This window comes from Ructibacterium sp. SJQ-7, from assembly GCF_054696575.1.
The window spans coordinates 113,310-130,967 of sequence record NZ_CP195193.1 but is presented as its reverse complement, the minus strand read 5'-3'; the positions used below and the strand labels follow the sequence as shown (position 1 = coordinate 130,967).

The 17,658-nt window shown below is 37.2% G+C and carries 15 protein-coding genes; all 15 read right to left on the bottom strand.

Features of this window, described 5'->3' with window-relative positions; all coding sequences use genetic code 11:
* Window positions 1–29: 29 nt before the first annotated feature.
* Window positions 30–3,248 (bottom strand): DUF5107 domain-containing protein, encoded by a 3,219-nt coding sequence (locus tag ACSAMO_RS00675; RefSeq protein WP_499209559.1) that lies wholly within the window; start codon window positions 3,246–3,248, stop codon window positions 30–32.
* A gap of 322 nt (window positions 3,249–3,570) precedes the next feature.
* Window positions 3,571–3,984 carry a DUF3830 family protein gene (locus ACSAMO_RS00670; RefSeq protein WP_499209558.1) on the bottom strand — a complete coding sequence of 138 codons (414 nt, stop codon included), beginning with the start codon at window positions 3,982–3,984 and terminating at the stop codon, window positions 3,571–3,573.
* A 12-nt stretch (window positions 3,985–3,996) separates the two neighbouring features.
* The gene (gene hydA, locus ACSAMO_RS00665; protein ID WP_499209557.1) at window positions 3,997–5,388 is read right to left on the bottom strand and encodes a dihydropyrimidinase; all 1,392 of its coding nucleotides are present in this window, start codon (window positions 5,386–5,388) and stop codon (window positions 3,997–3,999) included.
* A gap of 221 nt (window positions 5,389–5,609) precedes the next feature.
* Entirely contained in the window at window positions 5,610–7,292 is a 1,683-nt protein-coding gene (locus tag ACSAMO_RS00660; protein WP_499209556.1) for a PucR family transcriptional regulator, read from the bottom strand.
* A gap of 63 nt (window positions 7,293–7,355) precedes the next feature.
* Window positions 7,356–8,051: a YoaK family protein gene (locus tag ACSAMO_RS00655; RefSeq protein WP_482489936.1), complete on the bottom strand. Its 696-nt coding sequence runs from the start codon at window positions 8,049–8,051 to the stop codon at window positions 7,356–7,358.
* Window positions 8,051–9,394 (bottom strand): MATE family efflux transporter, encoded by a 1,344-nt coding sequence (locus tag ACSAMO_RS00650; protein WP_482489934.1) that lies wholly within the window; start codon window positions 9,392–9,394, stop codon window positions 8,051–8,053. The genes ACSAMO_RS00655 and ACSAMO_RS00650 overlap by 1 nt, the downstream gene beginning before the upstream one ends.
* A gap of 10 nt (window positions 9,395–9,404) precedes the next feature.
* On the bottom strand, window positions 9,405–10,202 hold the full coding sequence (locus ACSAMO_RS00645; RefSeq protein ID WP_482489932.1) for a carbon-nitrogen hydrolase family protein: 798 nt from the start codon (window positions 10,200–10,202) through the stop codon (window positions 9,405–9,407).
* 57 nt (window positions 10,203–10,259) lie between these two features.
* Window positions 10,260–11,123 carry a polysaccharide deacetylase family protein gene (locus tag ACSAMO_RS00640; RefSeq protein ID WP_482489930.1) on the bottom strand — a complete coding sequence of 288 codons (864 nt, stop codon included), beginning with the start codon at window positions 11,121–11,123 and terminating at the stop codon, window positions 10,260–10,262.
* A gap of 54 nt (window positions 11,124–11,177) precedes the next feature.
* A complete protein-coding gene (locus ACSAMO_RS00635) occupies window positions 11,178–12,155 on the bottom strand; it encodes an asparaginase (protein WP_499209555.1) in 978 nt (325 codons plus the stop codon).
* 3 nt (window positions 12,156–12,158) lie between these two features.
* Window positions 12,159–13,409, bottom strand: a complete 1,251-nt coding sequence (locus ACSAMO_RS00630; protein ID WP_499209554.1) for a M20 family metallo-hydrolase — start codon at window positions 13,407–13,409, stop codon at window positions 12,159–12,161.
* A 21-nt stretch (window positions 13,410–13,430) separates the two neighbouring features.
* A complete protein-coding gene (locus ACSAMO_RS00625) occupies window positions 13,431–14,366 on the bottom strand; it encodes an NAD(P)-dependent oxidoreductase (RefSeq protein ID WP_337600691.1) in 936 nt (311 codons plus the stop codon).
* 66 nt (window positions 14,367–14,432) lie between these two features.
* Window positions 14,433–15,497 (bottom strand): ABC transporter substrate-binding protein, encoded by a 1,065-nt coding sequence (locus tag ACSAMO_RS00620; protein WP_499209553.1) that lies wholly within the window; start codon window positions 15,495–15,497, stop codon window positions 14,433–14,435.
* A 24-nt stretch (window positions 15,498–15,521) separates the two neighbouring features.
* Window positions 15,522–16,328: an ABC transporter permease gene (locus tag ACSAMO_RS00615; RefSeq protein ID WP_499209552.1), complete on the bottom strand. Its 807-nt coding sequence runs from the start codon at window positions 16,326–16,328 to the stop codon at window positions 15,522–15,524.
* A gap of 12 nt (window positions 16,329–16,340) precedes the next feature.
* Window positions 16,341–17,105, bottom strand: a complete 765-nt coding sequence (locus tag ACSAMO_RS00610; protein WP_337600972.1) for an ABC transporter ATP-binding protein — start codon at window positions 17,103–17,105, stop codon at window positions 16,341–16,343.
* 340 nt (window positions 17,106–17,445) lie between these two features.
* Complete coding sequence (locus ACSAMO_RS00605; protein WP_022229254.1) at window positions 17,446–17,649, bottom strand: DUF1858 domain-containing protein; 204 nt, start codon at window positions 17,647–17,649, stop codon at window positions 17,446–17,448.
* Between the last annotated feature and the right edge of the window lie 9 nt (window positions 17,650–17,658).

Here is a 17,658-nt window from a genome sequence, read left to right as displayed (position 1 = left end):
AAACCTCTTGACTTCTAATAGTTAGTCACCTATTTTACTATATCTCTGAGTTCTGCGTGGCATTGATTTAATTCAAGTCCTTGCTTTGCATACTTTTGGGCATTATCAGTATCACCGATACCCAAATATCCCAGTGCCGCCATAAGATTACAATGCACCTTATTGTTTTTATTTAAGTCACCCTCGAATATCAAGAAATCAGGCAACGATACTGCAAAATAATCAATCTTCATTTCATCATTCATATGATTATTTGCATACTCGATAAATGCATTAAATCTCTTTTTAGCCTCGTCTTTATCGCCAAGTGCCTCAATCGCTTTTGCGGAATAATACATCATCTGTGGCGGTTGGTCGTTATAATACATCGCCGAAGAAAGATTAAATTCACCTCTTGCTGCAAGTCTGTATGCCTGTTCGGACTTTTCCTTATCTTCATACAAGTTACCAAGCATATAATATATATCGTTATCCATATTACCGATTAACTTGCCCTCACCTAAATTATACGGATAAACGAGAGCTTTTTCAAGATATTCTATTGCTTTTTCTGTATTTTTTTCTGCTTTAGCCTTATTAATAAGCGCAATTCTGTACTGAGCAGGTATCTTACCTTCACCGCCCTCCCAAGGGTGGAAGTTATGGTTCATAATACGATTGTATGCGTTATCATATTCGCCGTTCATATTAAGCAACGTGATATATTCCGTATATAAATCGTCACGCTTTTCAAGTAAGTCGGAATTTTCATTCATATTTGCCAATCTCTTTTCAAGAGAAAAATTAAGTGTTTTGTACAGTTGATCAAGTTCAAAGAATATTCTTGCGTCACTCTTATCAATACCGAATGCTTTTTTCATTGCTTTTAGTGCTAAGACACCGTCTTTTAATTTATTGTAATAAACAAGTGAAAGGTTTCTATACACTGTCGGAAGTGTTATATTATCCGCACACTTTTCCCATAATTCTTTTGATTCTTCCCATCTGCCTTTGTCATAGAACAAACAGCCAAGATAATAAGCAGCATAATTACCGCCGTTATATATTGCCTTTTTCAATACAGCTATATCTTCAAGTCTGTTTGGGAAACAATACAGGCTGTCAGAATTTTCAGCTTTATCAAGTTCTGATTTGTCATTTGTCAGTGCATACAGATAGTAATGTACCATAGGCTCATTGTCATTCGGTGCAAGTTTTAATATTTCGATTGCGTCATCTGTCAAATATGCTGACATATAGCTAAGTGCAAGTTCGATATAGTTATGATTGTCACCACGCATAACAGCTTGCATTTCGTCTAAGCCGTTACCGTTTAGTTTGTAAAGTTCATAATATGCACTGTGATCTAATGCGTCTATATTGCGTGTTTCTTTTGCAAATTCTGTTGCCTCTGTATTTTTTCCGAGTTTTCTGAGCAACGCCGATTTTAAAGTTCTTGCCTTTAAATTATGCATTCCCTTTACAAGCGACTTTTCTATATATTCCAACGCATCATTATAATCACCTCTGCCCGATGCAATACAAGCTAATTGATAAAATGCTTTATCCTGCATATTTCCGTCCCAAACAGCTTTATAAAACGCGTCAAATGCAGTATTGATTTTACCTTGTTTCTTTAATGACAAGCCTAAATTATAATACGGTTCACAGTCATATGGATTGGGATTTTTCCAGGTTGATGATTTAATAGCCTGTCTGAAATATTTTTCACTTTCCGCAAATCTGCCCTTATTATACAAATACTTTCCGTATCCGTTATTAAGACGAATATCTGTTTCATCTCGTTTCAATCCCTCAAGGTAATAATCTTCAGGCGAATATGTAGCGTGACGGTATTGCTCTAAATGTGTAGCCGCAAGGAACAGTTTTTCGGTTGTTTCCACAAATTGCGGTTCAGGCAATGCCTCTGCCGGATTAGGTGTTTCCTCGTCATTTTCGCCCATAGGAGTGTAGCTTAATAATTCGTTTCCGTCTTTATATACGGCAAGTGTAAGCTTTGTTTCATCAATGTCAGGAATAGAAACACTCTTTGTAAATATATCGGTCGGTGATATGTTTGCTTTTTCTTCAAATACCGTATTTCCGTCATAAACAAGTTTGATTGTCACATTGCCAAGTTGTATCGGAGAATATACAGTTACATTAGCACTGTCGTTATCCAATTCAAGATTCATAACAACTTCTGTTGAAGCATTTTTAACCGCACCGACATTTTTGTATGGCATAAAGTATTGAACGAAAGTCTTTTCTTCATACGGTTTTAAGAATGTAAAGTCGGGCTGATTATCAGTAAACATACCTGTCATAAGTTCAATATACGGACCGTTTTCGTCTGTAAGATTTCTGTCCCACGCTTTTCCGAAATCACCGTTACCCCAAGTCCATTGCTTTTTACCCGGTGAAACGTGATGGTCGGCTATATGAAGAAGTCCCGCATTTTTGGAATAATCGTAATTGCCTATAAAATTATAATCTGAATGATATGCCATATACGAAGTCGGTACAGGAATATTTTTGTATCTTGAAATATCCGTACCTGGCGCATAATCAACCTTATAATAAACTCCGTCGGCAATAGGGAATTTTGATACGTCACGTTTGCCGTGATCCATTACAGCGTGAACGTCAGGCGGGAAGATTGACTGTGTATAGTCATTTACCGCAACGGCAGGATTTGCCCACCATAAAAATGTTTGAGGTCTATCTGTCGGATTGTATACCTGACCTTTTATTTCAAGATATGCCTTGTCTGGGTATACAGTAAATCCCGCCATACCTTTCGTATGGAACATCTTTTCTGTTTCGCCTACCCATACCGTAATTGAACCGTCATTGTTTTCTTCGATTTTATAGTCAACAGGATCAAATGTGGACGGTCTGTGATGTTGCGGCCAATTAAACTCAATACCTCCCGAAATCCATGGACCTGCCAAGCCTACAAGCGCCGGTTTTACAACTTCATTATAATAAACAGCGTCATATCCGTTTGTTTTATCGTATAATCTTTGAATTTTACCGCCGATTTCAGGTAAAATCATTACAAGAATATAATCGTTTTCCAAGAAAATTGCGTTGTATTCTTTATCAGTCTTAACGTCCGAAACGCCCTCGCATACAGGGTGCGGATAAACTCGCCCGCTTGAACCTTGATATACACGTTTTTCAAGAAACATAGGATTTTTGTCGTAATCAGAAATTTCATATGTAGGTATTGTAACTTTTTCTTGCTTTAATATAACCTTACCCATAATAATTGCTCCTTTGCATATCGTTTTATTTATGATTAGATTATACACCGCCAAATCCAAAAAATCATTAAGCATTATTGCTGTAAAATATGAAATTATTGCTTTTTATAAAAAAGCAATAATTTCATTTGCCGACGCTGAACCTTAATCTTGATATGCGATCCATTCAATTTGTGCCGTTCTGCAATATTTCATATACTTTAAATAACATTTCTACCGCCACAATAATACTTAAAAGAGAAGTTTTTAAATGTGTACATACATTAACATTTTAAATAACCCAAAAAGGTCGGTGCATTATGCACCGACCTTTTCTATAAATTTATAATATTGAAATTTCAACAGTTTCTGCACCGTTATATAAAATTTCTCTGCCAATATCCATAAGTTTTTCTTTACCCTCTGTTACAGTCAAGAAATGATTGCCTGCAAGTTCACCGGCTTTGCTTCCGAAGTGGCAACAGCCATATGCCAACATCATTTCTGTTTCACTTACACCGCCGGGATACAAAACCATTTCTCCTACTTTCGGATATGTCGTTGCATTTTCAGGAGGAAGTCCTGTTTTTGTATCTCCGTACGGAATCCAAACAGCTTCACCACTCCAACGAACATGAATTATTTTATTTTTTATCGGCAACATTTTTTTGAAAAATTCACAGGTAAGCGGTGCTTTTTCTTCTTCCAATACTGCCTTTAATTCTTCTTTGCCTATTTTAAATTTAAGTTCCGTCATAAGATTACTCCTTTATTCATAACACAAACCAAACGGTTTTGCACTTACAAATTGACCCGTTCCGCTTTTACCTACATATTTTCCGCAATCTGCAACAAGTTCACCGCGAAGAAAAACTTTATCCGGTCTGCCCTTTTGTTTCATACCTTCATATGTAGAATAATCAACACCTTGCAAACTGTCCGCATTTGTAAATACGCCCTCATATTCAGGATCAAATATAACAATATCCGCATCCGAACCCGGGGCAATAACACCCTTTTGCGGATATATTCCGTTTATTTTTGCAGGATTTGTACAACAAAGCTCAACGTATTTCTGACGTGATATTTTTCCCGTTTCAACACCGTATGCCCAAATCACATTCATTCTGTCACCCATACCCGGCGCACCGTTAGGAATATTCACAAAATTGTCTTTACCTTGATGTTTATTGTCTTTCCAGTTAAATCCGCAGTGGTCAGAACTGATTGCATTCAAATATCCTTTTTTAACTGCTCCCCACAATGCGTCCAAATGCTCTTGTGAACGAAGTGCCGGTGAACAAACATATTTTGCACCTTCAAAATTCGGCTTTGCAAGATTATCTGTTGTAAGTGTTAAGTAATGTGTACACGTTTCTCCGAAAATAGGATAACCGTCTGCATAAGCATCTCTGATTGCCTCCATTGCCCCCTTAGCAGTTACATGAGCAACATACAACGGTGCTTTAGCAAGCTTAGCCAGTGAAATTGCTCTTTCAGTTGCCTCAACTTCTACAACAGGCGGTCTTGAAACCGCATGTCCGTATGGTTCTGTCATTCCCTTTGCAAGACATTCTTTCTGTAATGTATCAATCATATCGGCATTTTCACAATGTGTCATAATAGTTACACCGGCACCGACCGACTTCTGCAAAGCTTTAAGCACCGTGTCATCATCACAATGTTGAGGATGGCCTTTATATGCCATAAACAACTTACAGGTTGAAATGCCTATCTCCGGTAATTTCTCGATTTCATTTATGATTTCATCTTTTGACTCAAATATTACTGTGTGCAAAGAATAGTCACAGCAAGTAATACCGTCAATTTTATTTGCTCTGTAATCTCTTACAGAATCAGTCATACTTTTTCCTATTTCCTGATTTGCAAAGTCAATAACAGTCGTTGTACCGCCTACAACCGCCGCACCTGTGGTATCCCAACCTTGCACAACAGCGTCACCGAATTTAAAATTAAAATGAGTATGCTGATCTACGCCACCAGGGAAAACATATTTTCCTTTTGCGTCATAAATATTTTCGGCTTCAACCGCTAAGTTTTCGCCGATTTCCTTTATCTTACCGTCCTCAATCAGTATATCAGCTTTATATTCAGCTGACGCAGTTACTACTGTACCGTTTTTAATTAATGTTTTACTCATTTTGATAACCTCCTAATCTTCTGTTTCTTTATCTTGATTATAGTTTTTTTATCAAAACAAAAAAAGTGCATACTGCACAATTATAGATATATCAAGCAATCACTTTGCACAATAAAGAAAGCGAGCCTAAAAAAAAACGGAAAATGAGGTGACCACCAATTTGTCAGATTTTTGGTCTGACTTTTGGGGTCGGTTCAAAAACCGCTCTTTAAAATATCACTTTATTTGTAAAATGCGTCTATAATTTTCTTCGCATGTATTCCCATTTGTATATTTAGAACAACCTCACTGTCGTCTAAATCCATCATAAGAATATCTTTAATTTTCTCCATTCTGTAAAGCATGGTGTTCCTGTGAAGATGAAGAACATCTGCCGACTTTGATACGTTTTTGAAATTATCTATATACGATTCAAGCGTTATCAAAAATTCCGTATTATTTTCTTTGTCATATTCGTCAAGTATTTTTACCGTTGATGAATATATACCGTAAATTTGCTCATAATTCATACTGCTGTGCATAAGGTTATATACCAGCATATCCTGATACATATATGACTTCTTATTCGGATAAAGTTTCATTCCCAAAGGCAGTGCGTCAAGTGATTGTTTGAATGAGGTTGAAATATGAGCTATCGAATCTCCAACCGTACTTATTGATATATGATACTTATATTCCGCCGCATCAAGCTGTTTTTGCAATGCTTTTGTTACTTTTCTGACGTCCGATACAATATCTATATCGGACACGTTTTTAGAAAACAAACAATAAATCAAAAAGTTATTTCTGAAATGTGCATAATAACAATTTACATTGCAATCTCTCGATACATTATTTTTTACCCGTATCATATTGTTTTGTATAGCCGAACGCTTGTCGTATGTCATATTAAGAAAATCGTCAATATCTATGTTTACACACATACGTTTTTTCGTATAATCAAAACCGTATATATCACAATAGTACTTTATCATATCTTCACTGTCGGAATTTGAAAGCAATACATTTGACACAAAATTATTTTGTGAATGCTTTATATTTTCCGACATAAGTCTGTCCTGCAATAAGTGTATACCTATTATTGATACAACATTTTCAAGTATTCTGTAATCGGTATAATTCAAATGAGCCACTGTTTGCGGTATAGCCAAAAACCCAAAAAGTTGTTTTTGCATTTCAATCGGAAGTATAGCCATATCTATACTTTTTCCGTTTTTGCTTACTTGAACGCTGTGTGCCTTAAAATGTGTTTCTTTGTAAAAATCAATAATATCATTTTTTTGAATTTCGTTGAATACGCTGTAACCGTATGTGAGTTTAACAAAATTCATAAGGTTTACGTCGTTATCCGCAACATTTTCATATGCAATCAGATTAGTATCCTCATCAAGTAAGAATAACGGATTATTTATTACATCGGCAATGTTAAAAAGTGCTTGTTCAATATCAGCACCCGAAAGCACTGACTTTGTAACCTGTTGATAGACAAGATGTGTTTTTTCATTTTCAGACATTTCATCGCTGAATAGGTTTGTGTACACAAACCTTGAAATATCCGACATACGCATTTCATACGAAATCTCAAGAATGGGAAATCCGTATTTATTACCCTCACTGATTATTATATCGGGTATTTTTTCAAAGTATCTCTTTACTTTAAACCCCAGACCGACACAACCTTTTCTGTGTAAGTCCTTTACAAGTGTATTAAGCATGGACGGATTATTCTTTGTCACATATCCCGTTGACAATATAAGCTCACCGCCATAAAGCCACGACACAATTTCAGGATTATCAACGACATTTACACCGAGTATTTCCTTATCCAAACCCTTATGTCCCGCGACACATTTAAGTTCTCCGTGATATGATTTTTTTAAAAGCTGATTTAATGTAATAGCCATACCAATCACCCTCCCATTGTACTAATTATATCATAGATACAATGAGTATACAATTAACATTTATCACGAATTTGCAACGGCAACAGCGTTGTAATTTTTCTTTTCTTCATACACCAGAATAAATGATACCGTAAACATTATTATTGCACATATCCACACTGATTTTGCACCTATCAAATTACTGAATATCGCACCGATTCCGCATCCGATACAAAACGTAAAAATTATAATATATAATTTCATGCACACGGATTTTTCCGACTTTTTTTCAGTACCGTCTATAATTTTATATAGCAGCTCCGTTGCATTTCGGAGCATACCGGTACACATTGTAGTCGCATATGTACAGTCTTTCATATGTTTGAATGCACCGTATTGCATAGCGGTTATAAATGATATTGTAACCACGACTATGTCGTCATACTTCGATTCAAGCGGTACAAATCCCGCTAAGACCAATGCGATTGTTTCAAACAGTAAAATAAATCCTTGCCATGTAATAAATCTTTTAAATTTGAAATTTTTCATACAAAATACCGAACAAAGTATTCCGATTACAAACGCTATAATTGCACACACATTCGTTATCGCATCGCCTGCATTGCCTTTGGCAAGGTTGACGCCCGTCATAACTATATTACCCGTCTGTGCATTTGCGAAAGTACCGCCTCTCAGCATAAATGTATATGCATCCAAAAAACCGCCTGTCAACGTAAGCAGCAATGCAACAAGTATTGAATCTTCTTTTTTACCGTCCATCACACAGCACCCTCTCTGATACGTTTTTTTCTAAATCCATATTGCCATTTTTTCGTACTTACATACCAATGTCCAATCGGTATTGACACACTCGGTGCAACAGCACAAGCAATAAATACACCGACAATTCCAAAAAGCATATTGAATACTATTGTTAACACCAATCTGAAAATAATGCAATTAACAAAAGAATTACATAGCACAAACAAAGTATGACCTGCTCCTGTGGCAAGGGAATGTTGTATCATAAACACACTGTAGAAAAGCTGACCTATAACTTCTATTCGGATATTTAATACCGCATAATATATCGCCTCTGTATCCTCCGTAAACACCCCGGCAAGATACGGTGCAAAAATTTCCATTATAATTATAAGCACTGATGTAATGCCAAGAGTCATACCCATTGCCGTATACATTATTTTTTCAGAACGTTCATACAGACCGGCTCCCAAGTTTTGTGCAATCATAGCCGACGCCGCATTCGACATTGTACTGACAACCAAAAACGGAATATCTCTGAGTTTCATACTTATAGCGCTTCCGGCTGACGCGGCAACACCGTATGTATTGATTGTGTATGTAACAACGATAAACGAAATACCCGCAACAGTCATTTGCACTGCACACGGAAATCCTATCTTTATAATTTTTCCGAGAACATTACCGTAAATTTTTAAGCTTGTCCACATATCTTTTTGTTTCAGAACAAATCCAAGTGCCATAAAAAAACTTATTCCCTGTGCTATAACGGTTGCCAAAGCCGCACCTGCCGTGCCTAATTTAATAACTCCCATAAATATAATATCAAGCACAATATTAACGGTTGTCGATACAAAAATACAATACATAGGCATTTTTGAATTACCTACCGCACGCATAACACCGCTGAGAGCGTTATAACAAAAAGTAAAGAAAACTCCTATTGCACACACTTTAAAATATGATACCGCCTCATTATATGCCGGTGTTTTCATAAGTGTTATAATCATCGGCGATACAAAATACAATACAACAGACATTATAATTCCCATAATAAAGAATGAATTTATAAAAGTATTGCTTGCATTCTGCATTTTGCTTTTCTCACCTTGACCGAACAGTCTGCCTATAAGTATTGTTCCGCCCATAGACAGCCCTATTACAACCGTATTCACAATTCCCAACACCTGCGAACTGTTGTTAATTCCCGATATGCCCGCACTTCCAAGAAATCTGCCTGCTATTAATATATCAAACAGACTGTAAAGTGATTGCATTACACTTGTTGCTATTAGCGGGAGTGAGTATTTTACAAGTTGTTTCCATATTACACCTTGTGTAAGGTCATTTGCCGATTTCATTTTGACCACCTCATTTTTCTATATTGCTGTACTCTTTTCCTAAATAAGATGTTCTTATATCTCTTAAATACGGAATTTCATCTCTTTGTTTGTATATATCATTAATATCTATATCCGCCATTACAACTTCGTTGTCCTTAGTTGCCTCCGCAATAACTTCACCTTTTGTATTGACAATTCTGCTCATTCCGCAAAACTCAAGGCCTTCCTCGTCCGATGAATGATTTGACGCAAGTACAAAGCAACCGTTTTCCAATGCTCTTGCTCTCGTTGCCAAATCCCACGCATATCCTCTTGCACGCCCGAAAGCCGCACTGTAACAAATTATTTCCGCACCGCCGAATGTAAGCATTCTTGCATTCTCGCTAAAACCAACTTCATAACAAATCTGAGCCGCTGTATTTATACCGTCATTTTTCCATACCGATAATTCCTCTCCTCTGATAAATCTATTCTTTTCCGCACCCCACAAATACATCTTTCTGTATATCTTTGCTTTTTCATTTTTATGTACATACATAACCGAATTATATACAAGTCCGGGAACATTTGAACGCTCTATAAATCCTGCCATTATGCTCGTATCATATTTTACGGTATAATACTTCAGAAATTCGTATGTTTTATCGTTACCTGTTTCGGCTAATGCCCAATCATCCCTGCAACAATAACCGGTATTAAAAAGTTCCGGCAATACAATGAGTTTTGCACCGTTTTGGCAAGCCTCTTCAATCATCGGTGCGGCTTTTTCAAAGTTTGCGTTTTTATCTCCGATTGTACACGTCATTTGTATAACTGCAACTTTCATAATCTATTCCTCCTTTAAAAAAGCGGACAGGCTTTCACCTGTCCGCTTAAATTCAATTTATTTTTTTGATAAAAAATCTTCGCATGCCTCAGCGTATGTAACGAATGTAACTCCAGGCTTACTTCTCATATATTCAATTAATTTTCTGTGCATTAGAATACCTTGAGGACGTCCGCTTACGTCAGGATGAATTGTAATCGGGAATACGCCTTCTCCTTCTTCATATAGGAAATCGAACTGATTTTTCCATAGTTCAAAGATAACATCAGGTGATACCCAACCGAAACTGTTTGGACTTGACTTAATAAACATCTGCGGCGGAAGATCGTCAAGATACCAGCTACATGGTACTTCAACAAGATCGGTTTCCTTACCGAATTCCATTGGTTTCATCCATGTATCCGGGTCTTGATCATATCTGATTGGATACCACTTATCACCCGTTGTTACAAAATACGGATGAAATTCATCGTGCATAAGACTTGAATCATACTTAATACCGTGTTTAACAAGCAAGTCATTTGTAACCTTTGAGAATTCCCACCATGGTGCTCTGTAACCTACCGGCTTTTTACCTGACAATTCAGTAACAAGGTCGATTGTGTGAAGAAGAATTTTTTCTTCCTGTTCCGGTGTCATTGCAAGCGGATTTTCGTGTGAATATCCGTGCAAGCCGATTTCGTGACCTCTTGCAACAACGTCTTTCATCTGTTCAGGGAAAGTTTCGATTGAATGTCCGCATGAAAACCATGTTGTTTTAATTCCGTATCTGTCGAATAAATCAAGCAATCTCGGAATACCTACTCTGCCGGCAAATACACCTCTTGAGATGTCACACGGTGAATCTTCTCCTCCATATGATCCGAGCCAACCTGCCACACAGTCAACATCAATACCGTAACATACCTTAATGTCTTTCATAATCTTATCCTCCATTTTCTTAATATTATTTTTAAACACTATGCGTTTTGTAACTTAGTGATTATGTTCAAATTCCTTTTTTATTTGTTCCGCATCATATCCCATTGATACAAGTACGCTTAATTTCATTCTTGCTTTTTGTCCGCTTAGATTACCGCCGTTTATAAGTCCGATTTTTTCCATAAGCATTTTTCCGCCGCCTAAATAGTTATAAACCGGTACGACATATCCTCCTATACATCTGCTCACAAGCACAATCGGAATACCTTTTTCAACTGTACTTTGTAAACATTCAAGCATATCTCCAGATAAATTACCTGCTCCGAAAGCCTCTATTACGATACCTTTAACACCATGCTCAACGCATGCTCTTATTAAAAAATCGTCCATTCCCGTATATGCTTTTAAAAGCACTACGTTTTCTTCAATATATTTAGGTTTGTATGTCTTTTCTTTGATAGGATAGTGATAATACTTCACTTCACCGTAACACGCTACACCAAGTGAGCCGTTAGGTGAACTGAAAGCGTCCACATTTGTTGTATTCATCTTTTCAACATCATAAGCCGAAAAGATAGTCTCATTAAGAAGTACAAGTACCCCTTTACCTTTCGATTCATCCGCCGCAGCGGTTTCTATTGCATTTAATAAATTTCCTCTTGCATCTCTCAGTGCCTCCGAGTGACTTTTCATTGCGCCGGTAAAAACAATAGGTTTATCGCCGCCGTGCAATATACTTTGCAGATAACTCATTTCATCAAGAGAATCCGTACCCTGTACAACAACCGCACCGTCTATATCGTCTTTTAGCAGGCAAGCCTCAATCTTCTTATTAAGTTCAAAACCTACCGTTGCATTAAGCTGTGAACTCGGTACACGACATACGTCATGTAATTCGACCTTAATCCCATGCAAATCATTTTCTATTTCATGTATTAGCTCTTCACCGCTTAATGTCGGAATTGAGCCGTTTTCTTCATCATAAACACAACTGATAGTACCGCCGATTGTAAATACTGCAACTTTTGGCATATACTACACCTCCATATTCGCAAGATCAAATAATGTATTTGCAAGCAATTCCGCTCCGCAAGCTATATCAGCCATTTCGGTAAATTCAGCTTTATGATGGCTTATTCCGTCTTTACTCGGTACGAAAATCATAGCCATCGGTGCAAACTCCGCTACAAGAAGTGAATCATGATATGCTCCGCTTACCATCTTTTTATATGGAAGTTTCATTTCTTTGCAATGTTCTTCAAGAATTTTAACAATTCTTTTATCTGACATTCTCGGAACATCATTTCCCGTTACAGTGTATTCGATTTTAACACCTCTCTCAGACGCCACTTTTTCCATAAAGGAAATTATACGTTTTATAACTCCGTCTTTGCTGGCCATATCAACATCTCTTATATCAATGACAAAATCAACTTGACCGGGGATTACATTTGCGGCATTTGGGAAAACATTTAATTTACCGACAGTCGCAACCGCATTTATACTGCTGATTTCATTCGCAGCCTTTTCTGTTTCCAAAATAATTTCAGATGCCGCACACATTGGGTCTTTTCTAATATCCATAGGTGTCGAGCCGGCATGTTCTTGAACTCCTTTTACCGTCACATTAATATACGACGCTCCGCATATGCCTTCAACAACTCCTATAGGAAGTTTTAATCTGTCAAGCACAGCGGCTTGTTCAATATGCAGTTCAACACTTGCAAACACATCGCCTTTTTCTTTTTTTACTTCATCAAATTTATCAATCGGGAAACCGAGTTTTACAAGCAAATCATATAATGAAATACCTTGTTCGTCTTTCATTTTTTTACTGTCTTCTAAAGTTAAATGACCTGCCATCGCACGACTTCCTATACATGATATACCAAATCTTGTCGGTTCTTCGGAAGTATAAACGATTGCCGTAAGATTTCTCTTATGTTCAAGTCCCGATTCTTTAATCGCCCTTAATGCCTCAATCGCTGATATAACGCCTGCCATACCGTCAAACATTCCGGCATTAAGCACAGTGTCTATATGCGAGCCGCTCCATACGGGTGACAATGTCGGATCTGTGCCTTCAAGTGTACCGAATATATTTCCTATTGCGTCTTCCGTAACAGTCAATCCGCACTCTTGCATAAGTGATTTTATATACTCTCGCGCTTTCACTTCTTCATCTGTAAACAATACTCTTGTTGTACCGTTTCCCTCCGTTGAATTGAATGTGTTTAGAGTATTAAGTCCTTTTGCTATATTTTCCTTACTAATCGAAAATCCCATATAAATCAACAGCCTTTCGCTTTATACTACATTCTGCGGTTCACCGCTTTTCCAAGAAGTTATATTATTAATTGTTATAACAGCCCTTTTATAGAGAGCCTCTTTTGTTGAAAAACCAATATGAGGCATAAGTACCGTATTAGGTGCGTCAAGCAACGGATAATCGGGTGCAAGCGGTGGTTCTGTATCAAAAACATCAATTCCCGCTCCCGCTATTTTTCCGTCTTTTAATGCTTTTGCCAAGGCCGCATTATCTATAATCGGTCCTCTTGCCGTATTAATTAAAATTGCATCGCTTTTCATTTCATCTATAAGCATTGATGAAACAAGGTCTTTTGTTGAATCATTAAGCGGTACATGTACCGATATAATGTCACAAGTTCTCATCAAGTCACATAGCGTGATATACTTAATTCCGTCAATGTGTTTTTCTGTTCGGCTGTAAGCATATACTTCACAACCAAACGTCTTTGCAATTTCTGCTGTTTTTAAACCTATTGCCCCTGTACCTATAATTCCGAATTTCTTACCTGATAATTCTATACCCGGTGCCATTTTTACACCGGAAGTCATATTTTCTTTACCCTCATTAATCTTTCTGTAAAGTGAAATAATAAGTCCGAATACGAGTTCGGATACCGCATTAGTCGAATATCCTGCCGCATTGCATACGCATATTCCTCTTTTTTTACATTCATCCACTGCAACATGGTCAACTCCCGTAAATGCTACCGAAATCATTTTTAACTTTTCGCATTTTTCAACCACTTCTGCCGGAAACGGCTGATTGGCAAGCACAACCACATCTGCGTCTTTTACCCGTTCAATGAGTTTATCTGTATCGGTTTCACGACTATCGTAAGCAATATATTCGTCACCGTTATTTTCAAGTTTTTCAACAAGAGATTTTAATTGTTCGTCTGTTATACCCAAAGGCTCAATCTGTACAATTTTCATTTTGAAAACCCTTTCATATAATTTTTTCTATCTCCGCCGAATTTTAATCCGACGGAGATATATTTACTATTCCAATACGTTTGATGATGTATACAAATCAGGAAGTGTTTCTTTCATTACTCCAAGTTTCATATAGTCAGCAAGTTCATACTTCTTTGATGTAACTTTTTGTTGTAATGCGAAATCAGCAATACCGTCTGTTGAATTCAAGAATGTATCGTCAACTTCCATTGTGTAATCGTTCTTTTCCATAATACCCTTTAGCAAATCTTCATCAAGGTCATATTGCTTAGCAAGGATTGGAATTGCCTCTTCACGATTATTGTTAAGGAAATCAGTACCTTTCTTTAGTGCTTTGATAATCTTTTTAACAACATCTGCTTGATTGTTATATACATCTTCTGTTACTGTCAAACAAGTATATAAGTTACACCAGTCAACTGTTTCACCGTTATTTTCAGGCAAGTAGCTCTTTGAACCCGAGAACAGAAGTGTACCGCCTGCCTCAACGCCGTGTGAAATCCATGGTTCCCAACAAGCCATCAAATCAATATCGCCTTTTTGCAAAGCTGTAAGTTGGTCTGAAAGTGTTAGATTTACATATTGTAATGAATTTTTATCAACGCCGAATTGGTCGCACATATTCATAATAGCAAGCTGTACTTCCGCACCGTTTACCATACCGATTTTCTTACCTTCCAAATCCTTTGCGGATTTTATCTCAAGTCCCGGTCTTGCAACAACACATTGTGTACCGCCGATATTAACAACCGGTGCGGCAATCTTTACAGGGATACCGCTTTCAACCCAACTTAGCGTTGTATATGTAGTAGCAAGTGAAATCTTTGCGTCACCGCTTGCAATCATCGGTGCAAGGTCAGGTGCAGATGCAACCCAGTTATTATTAACATCAAGACCTTCTTCTTCATAATATCCTTTTTCCATTGCAATTACATGCGCTGCCGACATTTGTGGGTCAGGGATTGTGTACATTTCAACTTTTTCAAGACTTCCCGATGACGAATCGGCTGTCTGCGTTTTACTGTCCCCACTTCCTCCGCATGACGCGGTTGCCAATACCATTGTTCCTGCCAATGCAAATGCAATTCCTTTTCCTAATAAACTCTTCATAATCTTTTCCTCCATTCTTTTTTCTTAATTATTTTCAACTACTGCTGATATACCTGTCTTCTTCCATTTGAATAACTTCTTTTCAAGGAAAGAAAGTAGGAAGTAAATAACAAGGTATTCGGCAGCAATAAGAAACATTGCCATAAACATATCCGAAACTCTGAACCAGTTTTTAGAGTCTACTATGATATATCCTAACCCTATATCCGAACCCATCATTTCTGCAACTACCAAACCCGAAAATGCAAGTGCCAAGCTTGTTTTCATACCTGAAATGATACTCGGGAATGCCGCTTTAAATGTAATTCTCTTAAATATCTGCCATTGGTTTGCTCCCAAACTCATTGCCGCTCTTATCAATACGGGATTAATACTGTTAATTCCCTCTCGCGTATATGACAGCAATGGGAAGAATGTTACATATGCAATCATCAAAAACTTCGGAAGTTCACCGATACCGAACCAAATGATGAACAATGGCATAAATGCGTAAGCCGGAATCGGACCGAATATATTGAATATTGGGTCTAATATGTTTGAAATTATCTTGCTCTTACTGCATATATAACCTACCGCAACCGCAACTACCGAACCAAGTAAAAATCCGCCAAGTATTCTGTAAAGGCTTGTCCATATGTGCTGGAACAGTGTTCCTTTATCAAATATGTATTCAATAACCGTTTGTACAACCTCTATCGGTCCGGGCAAGTATTTCGGATTCATAATTTCAGCCGTTTGATTGTATATACTGAATCCTTGCCAAAACAGCAAAAACGCTACTATCGACATAATGTTTAGTAATACGTACTTTTTTTCTTTTAATTTCTTCATATTCCTCACCCCTTAATCATTTGTTATTGTTGTCTTTGCAACTTGATTTCCGTCTGAAAGCATTGCTTCAAATCTGTTTACATACTCAACAAATTTCGGATTGTTCATCTCACGTTTTCTCGGGATATCAATCTTTTCATCCATTTTTATTTTTCCCGATTTTATCATTACAACTCTGTCCGCAAGATATACAGCCTCCGGAACACTGTGAGTAATAAATATTACTGTCGTTTTTTCTGTTTCCCAAATATTCAAGAGTTCTTCTCGCATTTTTTCTCTTGTGTATGGGTCAAGCGCTGAAAACGGCTCGTCCATTAACAGTATTCTCGGATTATTTGCAAGTGCTCTTGCTATTCCGACTCTCTGTCTCATACCGCCTGAAAGGCTGTCCGGATAATAATCCTTATATTTTTCAAGTCCTATCATTTTGATATACTTCATTGCTATTTCTTCTGCATTCGGGTCTTTTCTAACCGATGGACCAAATGCTACATTCTGCAATACTGTGTACCACGGATATAACGCGTATTCCTGAAATACAATCCCCCTGTCAGCCGAAGGTCCGTGTATCATATCTTTATCGAGATACAAGGCTCCGTAATCCGGTACAGTGTATCCGGCAAGAAGATTTAGAAGTGTACTTTTACCGCATCCGCTTTTACCCAAGATACAGACAAATTCGTTATCTTCGATTTTAAGACTTATGTCTTCAAGCACTCTCTTTCTTCCGCCACTACTCTGTGGAAATTCTTTTGTTACCTTATCAATCCTTAGCATTTGACTCACCTCATCTTTTAATACAAAAAGCGATGGCTGCGTTTTTTTATGACGCCTTTGCCATCGCTTTCTCTTTGTTTATTTGTTAAACTTATTATAGCAGTTGAACTCATTATGTTATAGTATACTATGCACAAAAACCGACACTTTATTTAAACATTTCATACAATGATAAATGTTTTGTCATTGACGGTAGATTTCTTTTTTGATACACATCGGTAATAATTCGCATATAATAAATTTCTCACATTGTGTCGTATAATTCAATCTAAATCATATATATATTCACTTTTATAAAAAAATAACCGTAGCATAAGCTACGGTTATCTGCTTTAAATTATTACTTTGAAGCCAAGAAGTCATTAATCTTCTTTACAAGTTCGTCAGCGTCAACGCCGTGAACCATGCAAGCTTCCTCAAGCGATTCACCCTGTGATGCCGGGCAGCCAAGGCAGTGCATTCCGATACCCATTAGTATTGGAGCGATTTCTTCATCTATGCTTAAAGCCTCACCGATTAGAGTCTTTTTTGTTACTTGTGCCATTATTGTTTC